The sequence below is a fragment of the Haloarchaeobius marinus genome (assembly GCF_051207415.1).
GTDB lineage: Archaea > Halobacteriota > Halobacteria > Halobacteriales > Natrialbaceae > Haloarchaeobius.
This window is the reverse complement of sequence record NZ_JBPKGD010000004.1, coordinates 126,827-139,194: the sequence shown is the minus strand read 5'-3', so window position 1 is coordinate 139,194 and position 12,368 is coordinate 126,827. Positions and strand designations below refer to the sequence as shown.

15 protein-coding genes are annotated in these 12,368 nt (G+C 68.0%); 3 read left to right on the top strand and 12 right to left on the bottom strand.

Going from position 1 to position 12,368, the window contains the following annotated elements:
* Positions 1-9: 9 nt before the first annotated feature.
* The 8 genes from ACSC1W_RS15645 to ACSC1W_RS15610 form a co-directional block, all read right to left on the bottom strand.
* Positions 10-804 (bottom strand): arylamine N-acetyltransferase family protein, encoded by a 795-nt coding sequence (locus ACSC1W_RS15645; RefSeq protein WP_435348503.1) that lies wholly within the window; start codon positions 802-804, stop codon positions 10-12.
* A gap of 129 nt (positions 805-933) precedes the next feature.
* Complete coding sequence (locus tag ACSC1W_RS15640; RefSeq protein ID WP_435348502.1) at positions 934-1,797, bottom strand: ABC transporter permease; 864 nt, start codon at positions 1,795-1,797, stop codon at positions 934-936.
* A gap of 1 nt (position 1,798) precedes the next feature.
* Complete coding sequence (locus tag ACSC1W_RS15635; protein WP_435348501.1) at positions 1,799-2,707, bottom strand: ABC transporter permease; 909 nt, start codon at positions 2,705-2,707, stop codon at positions 1,799-1,801.
* Positions 2,704-3,813 (bottom strand): ABC transporter ATP-binding protein, encoded by a 1,110-nt coding sequence (locus ACSC1W_RS15630; protein ID WP_435348500.1) that lies wholly within the window; start codon positions 3,811-3,813, stop codon positions 2,704-2,706. Before ACSC1W_RS15630 ends, ACSC1W_RS15635 begins: the two co-directional genes overlap by 4 nt.
* Positions 3,814-3,843: 30 nt before the next feature.
* Positions 3,844-4,980, bottom strand: a complete 1,137-nt coding sequence (locus tag ACSC1W_RS15625) for an ABC transporter substrate-binding protein (RefSeq protein WP_435348499.1) — start codon at positions 4,978-4,980, stop codon at positions 3,844-3,846.
* 107 nt (positions 4,981-5,087) lie between these two features.
* On the bottom strand, positions 5,088-5,432 hold the full coding sequence (locus ACSC1W_RS15620) for a DUF7980 family protein (protein WP_492764726.1): 345 nt from the start codon (positions 5,430-5,432) through the stop codon (positions 5,088-5,090).
* Between the two features lie 105 nt (positions 5,433-5,537).
* Positions 5,538-5,990, bottom strand: a complete 453-nt coding sequence (locus ACSC1W_RS15615) for a type II toxin-antitoxin system VapC family toxin (RefSeq protein ID WP_435348497.1) — start codon at positions 5,988-5,990, stop codon at positions 5,538-5,540.
* On the bottom strand, positions 5,991-6,257 hold the full coding sequence (locus tag ACSC1W_RS15610; protein ID WP_435348496.1) for an AbrB/MazE/SpoVT family DNA-binding domain-containing protein: 267 nt from the start codon (positions 6,255-6,257) through the stop codon (positions 5,991-5,993). It lies immediately after the preceding gene.
* A gap of 216 nt (positions 6,258-6,473) precedes the next feature.
* Here ACSC1W_RS15610 and ACSC1W_RS15605 point away from each other — a divergent pair, with 216 nt between their 5' ends.
* A complete protein-coding gene (locus ACSC1W_RS15605) occupies positions 6,474-7,718 on the top strand; it encodes a hypothetical protein (protein WP_435348495.1) in 1,245 nt (414 codons plus the stop codon).
* Positions 7,719-7,779: 61 nt separating this feature from the next.
* Here the strand turns inward: ACSC1W_RS15605 and ACSC1W_RS15600 are convergent, their stop codons facing one another.
* On the bottom strand, positions 7,780-8,121 hold the full coding sequence (locus tag ACSC1W_RS15600; protein ID WP_435348494.1) for a TRAM domain-containing protein: 342 nt from the start codon (positions 8,119-8,121) through the stop codon (positions 7,780-7,782).
* A 143-nt stretch (positions 8,122-8,264) separates the two neighbouring features.
* Here ACSC1W_RS15600 and ACSC1W_RS15595 point away from each other — a divergent pair, with 143 nt between their 5' ends.
* Both ACSC1W_RS15595 and ACSC1W_RS15590 read left to right on the top strand, forming a co-directional pair.
* On the top strand, positions 8,265-8,435 hold the full coding sequence (locus ACSC1W_RS15595; protein ID WP_435348493.1) for a hypothetical protein: 171 nt from the start codon (positions 8,265-8,267) through the stop codon (positions 8,433-8,435).
* 120 nt (positions 8,436-8,555) lie between these two features.
* A complete protein-coding gene (locus tag ACSC1W_RS15590; protein ID WP_435348492.1) occupies positions 8,556-8,816 on the top strand; it encodes a ubiquitin-like small modifier protein 1 in 261 nt (86 codons plus the stop codon).
* 22 nt (positions 8,817-8,838) lie between these two features.
* On the opposite strand, the gene ACSC1W_RS15585 is transcribed toward ACSC1W_RS15590, so the two are convergent.
* From ACSC1W_RS15585 to ACSC1W_RS15575, 3 genes are all read right to left on the bottom strand, one after another.
* A complete protein-coding gene (locus tag ACSC1W_RS15585) occupies positions 8,839-10,143 on the bottom strand; it encodes an acetamidase/formamidase family protein (protein WP_435348491.1) in 1,305 nt (434 codons plus the stop codon).
* Between the two features lie 101 nt (positions 10,144-10,244).
* Positions 10,245-11,057, bottom strand: a complete 813-nt coding sequence (locus tag ACSC1W_RS15580; protein ID WP_435348490.1) for a Rossmann-like domain-containing protein — start codon at positions 11,055-11,057, stop codon at positions 10,245-10,247.
* Complete coding sequence (locus ACSC1W_RS15575; RefSeq protein ID WP_435348489.1) at positions 11,054-12,367, bottom strand: vWA domain-containing protein; 1,314 nt, start codon at positions 12,365-12,367, stop codon at positions 11,054-11,056. The genes ACSC1W_RS15580 and ACSC1W_RS15575 overlap by 4 nt, the downstream gene beginning before the upstream one ends.
* Position 12,368 lies beyond the last annotated feature (1 nt).

Genomic DNA, 12,368 nt, shown 5'->3' with positions numbered 1-12,368 from the left:
CGAGGGCGGTCAGAGTCGGATCCCGAACTCGCGGGCGAGGACGGCGTGCCACTCGTCGGGAGCGACGTCGGTCGTCGTCGTCTCCGCACCGACGGTACGGGCGAGTGCGTCGGCGTCGAGGCCCACTGAGCCGTCGGCCGTCGACCGCTTGACGATGGGGCCGGAGGTGAACGTGCCGTCAGGCTGGTTGGCGAGGAACTCGCAGGTGGCCTCGAAGAAGGTGAGTTTGCGGGGCGTGGTCTGGAAGCGGTACCGGACGGTCCAGTCCTCGCCGGGTTCGCGCAGTCGAAGGGTGTAGTCCGAGAGCGGCCCGTCGTCGGGCACGACGCGCCAGCGGACGCCGGCAGCGTCCTCGACGACGACGCCGTCGAGGGGGACCGGGGTGCGCAACTGGGGCGTGCCGGTGCCGACGTCCACGAGGAACCGCCGGTCGAGGTGGACGACGTTCGTGTGGTGGTTGGCGGGCGGGCGGCCGATGCTCTCGTCGTCGCCGACGACGCGGGCAGCACAGCGGTCGACGTCGTAGCCGAGTTCGGAGAGCAGCCAGTCGAACAGGCCGTTGACCTCGAAGCAGAAGCCACCGCGTCGCCCCTCGACGAGTTTCTCGTAGAGGTCCGGCAGGAACAGCGAGACGCCGTCGCCCGTGGCTGTCCCGTTCGGGTCGCCGACGATGGCGAGGTTCTCGAAGGGGACGCTCGTGACGTGAGCCGAGACCACGCGACGGAGCGTCTCACGGTCCGGCGTCGCGTCGGCGGCCTGCAGGTTCACGAGGCCGATGCGGTCGAGGTAGGCGTCGGCGTTCATCGGGTCACCATCGATACGGAGGGATTGTGACCCCTTAACCGCACGCTGAACCGTATTTTTGTTCGAGAACGGACCATACGAGGTGGCGGGGCGACGGCGGCCGACGCGCCCCGGTTCGGAAGCCCCCGGTCAGGTGTTCGACAGCCACCGCCGGATGCCGAGGACGAGGAGCGGGACGGCGATGGTCACGACGAGCATCACCGTCGCGAGCGCGTCTATCTGCGGGCTGATGCTCGTCCGGAGCATCGAGAAGATGACGACCGGGACGGTCGTCGTGGTCCGTTTCACCCAGAACTGCGTCGCCGTGAACTCGCCGAACGAGATGACGAAGACGATGACCATCGCGGTGATTATCGAGGGCGAGATGAGCGGCAGGGTGACCTCGCGGAACGTCGTCACCCGGTCGGCACCGAGGGTCTGTGCGGCCTCCTCCAGCGTCTCGTCGAACAGGTAGAGCTGGCTGCGGATGATGAGGAACGCGTAGGGGAGTCCCAGCAGCGTGTGCATCACGATGAGCCACCCGAGCGACCGGCTGATGCCGATCTGGCTGAAGAAGATGGTCGCCGCGACGCCGACGATGATGGGCGGGATGAGCAGCGGCGACAGCAGGACGATGACGAGCGCGTCCTGCATGCGGAAGTCGTTGCGGACGAACCCCATCGCCGTGAGCGTCCCGACGAGGCCGGCCCCGAACGCGGCGGCGATTCCGACCTGGAGGCTGTTCCAGAGCGCCCGGAGCATCCGGGTGTCCGACAGCAGCGCCTCGTACCACGTGAGGCTGAGCGACGACGGCGGGAAGTTCCCGAGCCGCGACGGGTTGAACGAGTTGATGACGATGACCACGAGTGGCAGGAGCATCAGCACGTACACGACGACCGTGACCGCGCGGATGAGGTTCCACTTGGTCTGCGTCCCGAGGGTGATGCCGAAGTAGCCGCGTTCGGCGTCGACGTCCGTCTCGCCCCGGGTCACGGGGTCGGTGTCGGTCGCCACGTCAGGCCACCCCCGTCTCGAGCGCCTCCTCGAGGTCGACGCGTCGCGTGAACAGGTACAGCAGGACGCCGATGATGCCGAAGTAGATGATGGACAGCGCGGCGGCGAACGGCCAGTTGAAGTCGAGAATGAACACCGTCTCGATGACCGGTGCGATCATCCGCGTGCCGGGACCGCCCAGGAGCGTCGGCGCGAGGAACGCGCCCGCAGAGATGATGAACACGAACAGGACCCCGGAGACGATGCCGGGGAGCGACTGCGGGAGCGTTATCTCGCGGAACGCACGGAAGTCCGTCGCCCCGAGCGTCTTCGCCGCGTGTATCTGGTCCTCCTCGATGGTGCTGACGGAGACGTACACGGGCAGTATCATGAACGGCAGGAGGCTCACGGTCAGGCCGAGTATCATGCTGTAGTCCGTGTACATGATGTCCAGTGGCGCAGAGATGAGGCCGAGTTCGAGGAGGAACTGGTTCACGACGCCGTTGTTCGAGAGGATGATTATCCACGCGTAGGTCCGGATGATGAACGGGACCCAGTACTGGAGGACGACGAGGCCGAGGAGGATCCACTTCCAGTCGGTCTTCGACCGCCCGAGGAAGTACCCCACCGTGTACCCCAGGGGGAGCGTCAGGAGCGTCACGACGACGCCGTACACGAGCGACTCGAAGATGATGTTCTTGTAGACGTCGGCGCTCCAGAACCGCTCGTAGTTCGCCAGCGTGAACTCGTAGATGACGTTCCCGAAGTCGCCCGGCACGGAGAAACTGATGACGAGGATGACCGTCATCGGCAGGAACAGGAAGAAGAGGACCCAGCCGATGCCCAGGCCCGGCGAGACGAGGAACCGGAGCCAGTCGTTCTCCATCACCTGGTCTTTCACCTCGGCGAGACGGGCGCGTTCCGCACTCATGGCTCACTTCGCTCCTGGGCCTGCCCGTCGCCGGCCGGCAGGCACGTGACGTTCTCGGGTTCGATGTGCATCGACACCTGGTCGCCGAGTTCGTGGAAGGTCTCCGTGCTGTGGTCCGCGATGTGGCTCACCTGCAGGGTCTGGTCCAGTTCGGGGACGCGGATGAAGTAGTTGATGTCGCGGCCCCGGTAGTCGACGGACTCGATGGTACCCCTGATGACGTTGACGCTCGGCTCGGTCCCGTCGACGAGTTTCAGTTTCTCGTCGCGGAGGAACAGCGACACGTCGTCGCCCGCCGCGAGCGTCTCGTCGTCGGGGACCTGCAGTTCGATGCCGTCCCCGAGCTCCGCGACGGCGTCGCCGTTCCGGCGCCGGTACGTGCCGGAGACCTCCGTCGACCGGCCGAGGAAGTCCGCGACGAACCGCGTCTGTGGCTCTCGATACACCGTCTCGGGGTCGTCGTACTGCTCGAGTCTCCCGTCGTTCATGACGGCGATCCTGTCGCCCAGCGACAGCGCCTCGTTCTGGTTGTGCGTGACGTAGATGGTCGTCACGCCCGTCTCGTTCTGGATGCGACGGAGTTCGCTCCGGATGCTCGTCCGGAGGTTCTTGTCGAGGTTCGACAGCGGTTCGTCCATCAGGACGAGGTCCGGGTCGAACGCGATGGCGCGTGCGACCGCGATTCGCTGCTGTTCGCCGCCGCTGCACTCGTTCGGGTACTTCTCCTCGTACCCCTCGAGGTTAACCATCCGGAGCATCTCCTCGACGCGCTCGCGCTGCTCGTCCTCGGGGGCGTTACGCATCTTCAGGCCGAACGCGACGTTCTCGAAGACGGTCTTGTGCGGGAACAGCGCGTAGTCCTGGAACACCAGCCCGATGTTGCGCCGGTACGGCGGCAGTTCGGTGATGTCCTCGCCCTCCAGCCGTATCTCGCCGTCCGTCAGCGTCTCCAGCCCCGTGATGGACCGGAGTATCGTCGACTTGCCGCACCCGCTCGGGCCGACGATGGTCACGAACTGTCCCTCCTCGATGTCCAGCGACACGCCGTCGACCGCGACGAGGTCGCCGAACTCCTTTCGCATGTTGTCTAGCTCCAGAAATGCCATGAGTGTACGTCCCCCCTGTTTCGGGCGGCCTTAGTTGCCACGCACCTGCTCCCACCGCTGGGACCACTCGTCGTTGTGCTCGTTGATGTACTCCACGTCGGGGAACTTCAGGCCCTCGCCACCGGACGGGTCGTAGTCGTAGAGGTTCGTGATAGCCTCGGACGTGACCGACGTCGACGGCGGCAGTCCGAGCGCCTCGACGACCGGCTGGAGGATCTCGTCCCGCAGGAGGAAGTTGATGAACTCCAGGCAGGCCTCGCGCCGTTCGTCGGGGATGCCCTTCACGAGGGCGTGGTTCTGCGTGTACCCGTACGCCCCCTCGTCGGGGATGACGTAGCTGAGGTGGTCGTTCCCGTCCTGGACCGCGCCGAAGATGACGTTCCCCCAGGCCTCGCCGACCCAGGCGTCACGCGACGTGAACAGGCGCGCCTGCTCGTCGCCACTCGTCCAGTTCGTGACGACGAGGTCCTGTTGCTCCTCGACGCGGCTCCATATCTGCTCGATGGCCTCGTCGTACGAGCTGTCCGCTCCGATGTCGTTGGGGTCCATCCCCATCTCGAGGGCGGTCGTGAAGACGCGGATGAAGCCGAAGCCCTCGGGGGCGACGTGGCCGCTGTACGCCTCGTCCCACATCGCGCTCCAGGACGTGGGGTCGTCGAGTTCCTCGTTGTTGTACGCCATCCCGACGGTCCCGTAGGCGTGGGGGATGCCGTGAATCTGCTCGCCGGGGTCGAAGATGGGGTTCTTCAGCGGGTCGAGGACGTTGCTCTGGTAGTTCGGAATCTCCTCCGGGTCGACCGGTTCCCAGACGTCGTCCTTGGTGCCGTTGTACAGCGTGAACGGCGGGACGCTCGCCATGTCCACCTCGGCCTGGCCGGCCTTTATCTTCGCGTAACCGCTCTGCTGGCTGCTCCGGAGCGCGACCTCGACGGTCGTCCCGAACTCCTCCTCGAACGGCACGAACGCCTCGGATTCGAGGGCGTCCAGCATGGTCCCGCCCTCCATCTGGAGGACGATCTTGTCCGCGAGCCCGTTCCCACCGCCACCGAACACGTTGAGACACCCTGCCAGCGAGGTCGCGCCGGCCCCGGCCGCGAAGCCGAGTAGTTGGCGTCTACTGGTTCCACCACGACCAGACTCACCTGCACCCGTGTTGATACGTGACATGGCGAACTAGTGCATACTCGGGGCCATAACGATACGACCTTCCATGAGAGGGTCGGGCCGTGTGTCGGTCTCGGAGTGCCCTGACTGCGGTGGTCGGTCCCGTTCGCTCAGGGGAGGACGCCCGCGGGGAAGGTGAGCACCCCGGCGTAGACGAGTCCGAGAACGAGCAGCGTGTATCCGACCGACGCGAGCAGGTCGCGAGCGACCGCTCGCCGTCCGTAGGACCGCCGCTCCCCCGAAATGACCTCGGCACCCCCGACGTGAAGCAACACGAACCCGAGGACGTTCGTCAGCCAGTACCCGACGACGAGCGCTGGCACGAACAGGGGACGAGAGAAGAGTCCGACCACCGTCGCGAACCCGTAGGCGAGTGGGACGTTCACCAGCAGGTCGTTCCACCACGACAGAGGAGACAGAACGTAGCCTACCGTCGCGATGACCCCGCCCTCGATTCGCCGTCTGTCGAGTCGAATCTGTCTTCTACCGGTGTATACTCTGGGTCGCGAAGCATATATTCCTGGCTCGCGGTCCTGTTGGGCTGCCGTGTTCGCCCGTTCTCAGGTCGTGACCGAGTGGAACTCGGCGAGCACTTCCTCGGGAACGGGGTTCGTGTACTCGAACGGTTCGTCCTCACAGAGTTCCTCGAAATCACGGTCCGTCGTCAGGAGGACGTCCGCGTTCGCGTCCCGGGCGAGCGCAATGTAGAAGCAGTCGTAAACGTCGTGGTTCTTCTCCGCACTGACGTCGTAGGCGTCGAGGACAGTTGCTGGCGTCACCTGGACGGACTCCATCGGGTACTGGAGGAGCGAGCAGACCGCGTTCCTCGCGTCGACCGTCGCGGTGTCGAGGTCCTCCAGTACCCACTGGACGCGAAGCGGCAGGTATCCGAACATCAGGAGCGTGTGTTCGCCCTGGAGTGCTGGTACGAGGTGTTCTGCGACGTACGGATGTCCGGGGTGGTCGTCGACCAGCTGGATGGCGAGGGCGTTTATGTCGGGGAGGACGCGCATTCAGCGCCCCCCGAAGGTCGTCTCTCCTGCGTCCCGGAACGCCTCGTCTCCCCACTCGTCCCGGGACTTCCCCGAGGAGACAGTTTGTAACTCCGGGAGCTGCCGCACGAGGCGGATGTCGCTCCCCTCTCTGATGACCCTGAACTCGGTGCCGCCTTCGAGGTGGAGGTCGTCTCTGAGCCCTTTCGGAATCGTCAATCGTCCGCGGTCGTTGAGTTCTGCCGTTCCGTACTCCTCTTCCTCGCCGGACGGGTCGGTCGTGCTCATCGAATCACCCTCGTACAATCAAACGCAGACAATCACCATAAATCCTGGTGATTGGCCGACTCGGATAGGCGTGGCTCTCGGTGGGCCTACAGTACGAGTCCGGCGCGATACCGGCTCTCGAGCGGGTCGGGACGTCCTGCGCACGGTTGCGATAGACGGTACCTCCTCCAGGTCCGGCCCCGCACATTCATGTTCCCCTGTCTGGATTAGGGCTACATGGCACGTGCGGCGTCTCCCCTGACCGAACCGCAGGTCCTCGCGCACACGAAGCGCCGCCTCTTCCCGGACGACGCCGACGAGAGCTACGTCGTCGCCGACACGCAGTTCTCCACCGACCGGTGGCTCGCGACCGGGACCATCGACCCGGACGTCAAGGAACGGCTCGCGCCATTCAACCACGTCAAGGTCGGCTCCGGCTATCCGGACCTCGTCGGAGTTCGGGTCCTGGGGGACGACCTGCTGGCCGTGGACCGCCTGGGCACCGAACCGCCGCTCGTGGCGGTCGAGGCGAAGGGCTACACGGACCGCGGTGCGGTCGACGTCGAGCGTGGAATCGTGCAGGCGTACGACCGCCTCGACGAGGCGAACGTCGTCTACGTCGCTGCACCCGGAACGGCCATCTCGCAGTCGGCCCGGACGCTCGCCCGGGAACTCAACGTCGGCGTCCTCGGCGTCGAGTCGGACGGCACCGTCGAACCGTTCGAGGTGCCACGTCTCGTCGGCAACCGAGCGACGTCGGAGACCGACGCGATTCGGTTCCAGGCGAGCGCACAGGGCGTCGCGAACAAATCCTTCGGCCTCAACCACCCCAAGAACTACCTCGCGTACCCGCTCGCGGTCTTCCACCCCGACGAGACGGAGCAGGTACTTTCGGAACGGGTCGTCGGCGCCGTCGACGACGCCCGGACGGGAGCCACGTTCCTCGACCTCGTCGACGAACGCCACGGTCGCGTTCGACTGACGCCGCTGGGGCGGGAGGTCGTCAGGTTCGCGCTCCGTGAGTGCGGGTCCGTGGACGCCGCCCTCGACGCGTTCGACGGGTGGAGACGGTCCCGGAAGCGGTTCTGCGACCTCACGCCGAAGTGGGGGCTGCTCACCCGCAGGGTCGTGTACGCGTACCCGGCGACGCAGTTACTCGTCGAGGAACTCCAGCACATGCACGAGGACGGGTTCCCGGAACCGACGCTCCCGATGGTCGTCGAGTACCTCCACGAGTTGCATCCGTCCTTCACGGTCGAGTTGTTCGTTCGCGGCGACGAAGCGGTCCGGAGCCGCGTGCTCGGGGCCGACGGTGAACTGCAGCGCGAGGCCCTGACGGACGGGAACGTGTATCACTCGCCCACCGTGTTCCAGCTCAAGGCGATGCTGTACCACGCTGGAATCCTGACGTCGCGGGGTGCCGAACCCTCGAACCTGCACCCGGAGTCGGACGTCTGGGCGCTCCGCGAACCGGTGCTCTGACCGGGTCTCCGAAGGGGTGACTGGGACACGTCCCTCACCGACGGTCTCCGAACCCCACTCCCTACGACAGCACCGTCCCGTCGGCGGACGTCTGCCCCCGGTTGAACGAGAGTATCTTCACGCGAACGACGTCGCCGACCGACGCGCCCGGCGGGACGTCGTCCGCGAAGACGACGAAGCCCTCGACCTTCCCGACGGCGACCCGCTGGCCGGAGTGGTGGTCGGTGAACTCGGTGATGCCGAACTCGACCGTGTCGCCGATGTCGACCGGTGGGGCCCGACCCTGTGCCGCCTCGTGCGCACGCCGTGACGCCCGGGCGCCGGAGGTCCGTCGTCGCCAGAGGACGAGCACGACGAGGAACAGGACCGCGACGCCACCGCCAGCGATGTAGAGTTGCTGCATGGACTCGGTGTCTCGACGGACCAAGATATAGGTTGGAGGTCGAATCCGACGCGTACCTCGGGCAGTGACGGCCCCACCGACGGCAGGTTCGGGGTCGACGTAAGCCGCGTATTCTTTTCTACCTGCGTGCCGTTGACTAGCACATGTCACACGTCCCAGAAGTCCCGGAACTGTTCGTCTGTGCCGATTGCTACGTCGTGCACGCCGGCATCCACGACGAGGCACACCACTTCCGGCCACCGGACAGTTGTTCTGTCTGCGAGAGCGAGTCGTTCTACGAGATGTCGAAGTACCCGAAACACCCCAACAAGTGAGTCACGGGGCCGGGACGTGGCTTCGTCGTCGAAGCTCGTCCCGTGCCCGTCCGTTCGGGTGGGCCGTCAGCGACCGCCTCCGTACCAACAGCCAAGCGGGTCGACGCACTAGAGACGAGCATGGAGGTCACGGTGTACGGCCCGTTGCGGGGCGCGACCGGCGGGAAGCGCGTCACGGTGGCGTTCGACGGGGGCACGGTCCGGGAGGCGCTCGACGCGCTCGTCGAACAGTATCCACGCGCCGAACAGCACCTCTTCCGGGACGACGGGCGACTCGCGCCGAGCGTCCGGGTCTCGGTCGACGGGGAGTCGGTCGACCCGGACGACCGCTGTCCGCCCGACGCCACGGTCGGCGTCCACCCGGCGATGCGAGGCGGGTAGGCCGGACCGACTCGGCCGGTACTCAGAGCCCGTACTGCTCGCGGACCAGATGGTCGATGCCGCGCTCCTCGAGTTTCGCCATCGGCGCGAGCATGGTGAGTTGCACGAGTCCGGGCAGGCGGCCGATCTCGACGCCGCCGGTGAACGTACACCGGGTCCGGACCTCGCCCTCGCTCATGTCGAGCAGGTCGCCAGCGCGGGCGAACGCGTTCTCGGTTGCGTCGTTGACCGTCGCGCCGGAGCCGATGACCTGGATGGGACCCATGTCGGTCTCGACGTCGACGCCGTACTGCTCGCCGAGTTGCCGGCCGCGCTCGACGTCCTCGTCGCTGTAGGGCTTGCTGATGTGTGGCAGGTCCTCCTCGTTGGGCAGGAGGAGGGGGCCGTCGATGTCGAGGCCCTCGACGAGTTCGACCTCGAACTCGGTGTACCCGCTCACGTCGGTCGTGTGCAGGGCGAGTTCGCCGTCGCCCTGGTTGGCGTGCATGTCGCCGACGTAGATGCCGCCGCCGTCGACCTTCACCGGACAGACGAGGACGGCGCCCTCGCGCACGGCGTTGACGTCCATGTGCCCGTCGGTCCGCTGGGCGAGTTCGTCCTCGCTCTCCAGGCCCCAGTCGTGCCCGGCACCGATGAGGAACTGCCCGAAGTCGCCGGCGTTGTGCGAGTCGGGCATCTCGATAGGCGGCGTCGTGCCGATGTTCCCGACGAACGGCCGGAGGTGGCCGAGCGTCCCGGGCATCTCCGACGGTTCGTACAGCAGGATGGGGTGCTGGCGGGAGTTCTCGGGCAGTGCGCTGGCCTCGACCGCACGCTCTGCGAGGCCGTGGGCCGCGTCGTGGTCGACGGTGAGACCGACCTCGTAGTCGTCGTCGAAGACCGCGGTGATGCCGTACTCGAAGGCGAACGACGAGGCGTTGGCGCCACACTCGGCGCACCGGATGGCCTCCTCGCCGGTGCCCTCGACGACGCTCTCGGGCCACTCGGCGCCACAGCCGGGACACCTGTGGTCGACGAACGGGTCGTCGCCGAAGGCGTCCTCGCGCTCCGCCATCGACCCGGTGCTGGTCGCGACGCTGGTCACCTCGACGTCGCGGAGCTTGATGGCGATGGCGTCGCCGACCTCGGCACCTTCGACGGCGATGGGTTTCGTGACCTCGTGGCCGCCGCGGAACTTCGGCGTTATCATCGGCCCCCAGCAGGCCGGTGGGGTGTGGGTCCGGACGGTGCCGCCGTCGGCGACCGTCCCCGCCCACTCTTGCTCGGGTCCGACCAGCCCGAGTGTGTACTCGTCGACCTCCAGCTCGCGGACTACCTGTTGGGACATATCTATCGTAAATATTCGTGAGGGACTCTCTTAATGGTTCGCGCGGTGGCGTCGCCGTCGCTCCTGGTCGTCCCGTCTCGCCCCCGGGCGGCCGGCGCCTGTCACGCGCCGTCGGTGCCCGACCCGGCGGGAAGCGTCAGCCCCGGGATCTCGCCGCCGCGCGTGACGTACACCTTCTCGACGCCGTCGTCGTGGAGGTCGGTCCCGCAGTCGCCGGCGAGGACCCCCTCCCGGACGCCGTCGGGGTCGGTGACGCGAGCGCCGGCGACGAGGTCGACCCCGGCGTCGAACGCCGGTTCGGGCCAGTGCGACGCGGTCGCGCCGACGAGGACGACGGGCGAGACGTCGGCGTCCGCGAGGGCCGCGAGGTAGCGGTCGATGCCGCCGTAGACCAGCACCGACCCGGTGACGAAGCAGACGTCGGCGTCGGCGAAGGCCCCGGCGCAGTCCGACGGCGCGTACGTCGTGACCGTCACGCCCGGCGGTGCGTCGACCGTCGCGGGCGGGTCGCGCTCGACCACCCGCACCGTCACGTCGTGGAACTTCCGGAGCGCCGGCCGGAACAGGCCGACCGTGGCCACGACGTCGACGTCGGGCGAGAGTGCGGCCATCGGGTCGCCGACGCGCCAGTCCACGTCCGGTGCGGACAGCGCGTTCAGGGTCGCGATGCCGACGGCCCGCGGGAGGGGGTCGTCGGCACCGGTCGACAGCGCGGCCAGTTCGGCCACCGACGCCGGCCAGGCGTCGGGCGGTTTGCCGTCCGGTCTGTGGGCCAGTCCGGCCGTCCGTCCGTGGGCAGGGTGCCTGCACTCGACGAGGAGCGCCCGGTCACCGACGGTCACGCGGGGGTCGGTCGCCCCGGCCGCCGGGTCTCGAAGCCGGTCGTGGACCCGTCCGAGCAGGTCGGTCGTCATCCGGTCGAGACACCTCGCCGGTCCCGGAAGTCGTGCTGGTAGCCGACCGACCCGCCCGGGCCGTAGCGCTCCAGTTGGCGCGCGACCTCGGCGACGTCGGCCGGTCCACCGAACGCGAACAGTCCGTCGACGTAGGGGAGCGCCGCGTCCATGCCGCGACAGGTCGGCTCGTACCTGACCGACGCGGCGAGGGGGTTCAGCCAGAGCACCGACCCGGAGTGGCTGGCGAGCCACGACATCCCGGCCTCTAGGTCCGCGACGTCGCCGACGTCCAGTCCGTCGCTGACGACGAGTGTGACCGTCCGTCGGTCGACGGCGTGCGGCCACCGCTCGCGGAGCGTCGCCAGCGACGACCCGATGCGCGTGCCGCCGCCCCAGGCGACCTCGGCGCGTTCGAGCGCCGTCGCGGGGTCGCCGCGCGTGCTCTCGAACACGTCCGTCACCTCCTGGATGTCGGTGTCGAAGAAGAACACCCGGACGGACCGCCCCTCCGCGACCAGCGCGTCGAGGAACGACAGGAGGAACCCGCGGTCGATGGCGTCGAGCACGGACCGGCTCACGTCCACGAGGACGCAGGTCCGGAACGCCGACAGGTCGCGCTCCCGTCGCGGCAACGAGAGCACGACGCCGCCCGTGTCGAGGCTGCCCCGGAGCGCGCGCCGTGCATCGACGGTCGTGCCCGTGCGCGACCGCGCCCACCGCCGTCCCGGGAGCGTCGCCAGGACGCGCTCGAACCGCCGCATCGTGGCACGGTCGACCGACTCGCCGACGGTCTCGTCGCGCACCGGTGCCCGGTCGCTGGCCGCGCTGTACGTCCCGGGTCGCCGGTCGGTCTCGGTGACGTCGGCGGCGTCGGCGTCTGTCTCCGCGATGCGTCGGGACGCCACCTCCCCCTCGCCCTCGGCAAGTTCGTCGGTCTCGTCGAGCGTCGTCGCGAGCGACGCGTCGGCGAGCGCGCCCTCGACGTCGGGGCCGGCGAGTCCCTCGCCATCGGCCGCATCGTCGGCCCGGTCGCCGACCCCGTCGTGGGCCGCCGCCGCCTCGAGGCCGGTCCGGAGGCGGTACCAGAACCCGGGGAACAGTTCGTCGAACGTCTCGCTGTCTCTCGGGTCGGTGACGAGAGTCGCGTGCATCGCCGCCCGGACGCGCTCCCGGTCGTCGAGGCCGACCTGGGCCAGCGCCTCCGTCGCGGGGAGGCCGGCGTTGGCCGGGACCGAGACCCCCTCGGCCCGGAGTCGCCGGGCGAAGTCGACGACCTGCTGGACGACGTGGTCCCGGGCGGCGACGAAGTCCGGGGGGTCACCCGCCATG

What these genes read in the sequence shown, in the direction of transcription:
- ACSC1W_RS15585 (WP_435348491.1), bottom strand. Translation starts at nt 10,143, where the DNA reads ATGTCCCAACAGGTAGTCCGCGAGCTGGAGGTCGACGAGTACACACTC.
- ACSC1W_RS15625 (WP_435348499.1), bottom strand. Translation starts at nt 4,980, where the DNA reads ATGTCACGTATCAACACGGGTGCAGGTGAGTCTGGTCGTGGTGGAACC.
- ACSC1W_RS15635 (WP_435348501.1), bottom strand. Translation starts at nt 2,707, where the DNA reads ATGAGTGCGGAACGCGCCCGTCTCGCCGAGGTGAAAGACCAGGTGATG.
- ACSC1W_RS15630 (WP_435348500.1), bottom strand. Translation starts at nt 3,813, where the DNA reads ATGGCATTTCTGGAGCTAGACAACATGCGAAAGGAGTTCGGCGACCTC.
- ACSC1W_RS15610 (WP_435348496.1), bottom strand. Translation starts at nt 6,257, where the DNA reads ATGAGCACGACCGACCCGTCCGGCGAGGAAGAGGAGTACGGAACGGCA.
- ACSC1W_RS15580 (WP_435348490.1), bottom strand. Translation starts at nt 11,057, where the DNA reads ATGACGACCGACCTGCTCGGACGGGTCCACGACCGGCTTCGAGACCCG.
- ACSC1W_RS15615 (WP_435348497.1), bottom strand. Translation starts at nt 5,990, where the DNA reads ATGCGCGTCCTCCCCGACATAAACGCCCTCGCCATCCAGCTGGTCGAC.
- ACSC1W_RS15600 (WP_435348494.1), bottom strand. Translation starts at nt 8,121, where the DNA reads ATGCAGCAACTCTACATCGCTGGCGGTGGCGTCGCGGTCCTGTTCCTC.
- ACSC1W_RS15575 (WP_435348489.1), bottom strand. Translation starts at nt 12,367, where the DNA reads ATGGCGGGTGACCCCCCGGACTTCGTCGCCGCCCGGGACCACGTCGTC.
- ACSC1W_RS15605 (WP_435348495.1), top strand. Translation starts at nt 6,474, where the DNA reads ATGGCACGTGCGGCGTCTCCCCTGACCGAACCGCAGGTCCTCGCGCAC.
- ACSC1W_RS15645 (WP_435348503.1), bottom strand. Translation starts at nt 804, where the DNA reads ATGAACGCCGACGCCTACCTCGACCGCATCGGCCTCGTGAACCTGCAG.
- ACSC1W_RS15590 (WP_435348492.1), top strand. Translation starts at nt 8,556, where the DNA reads ATGGAGGTCACGGTGTACGGCCCGTTGCGGGGCGCGACCGGCGGGAAG.
- ACSC1W_RS15595 (WP_435348493.1), top strand. Translation starts at nt 8,265, where the DNA reads ATGTCACACGTCCCAGAAGTCCCGGAACTGTTCGTCTGTGCCGATTGC.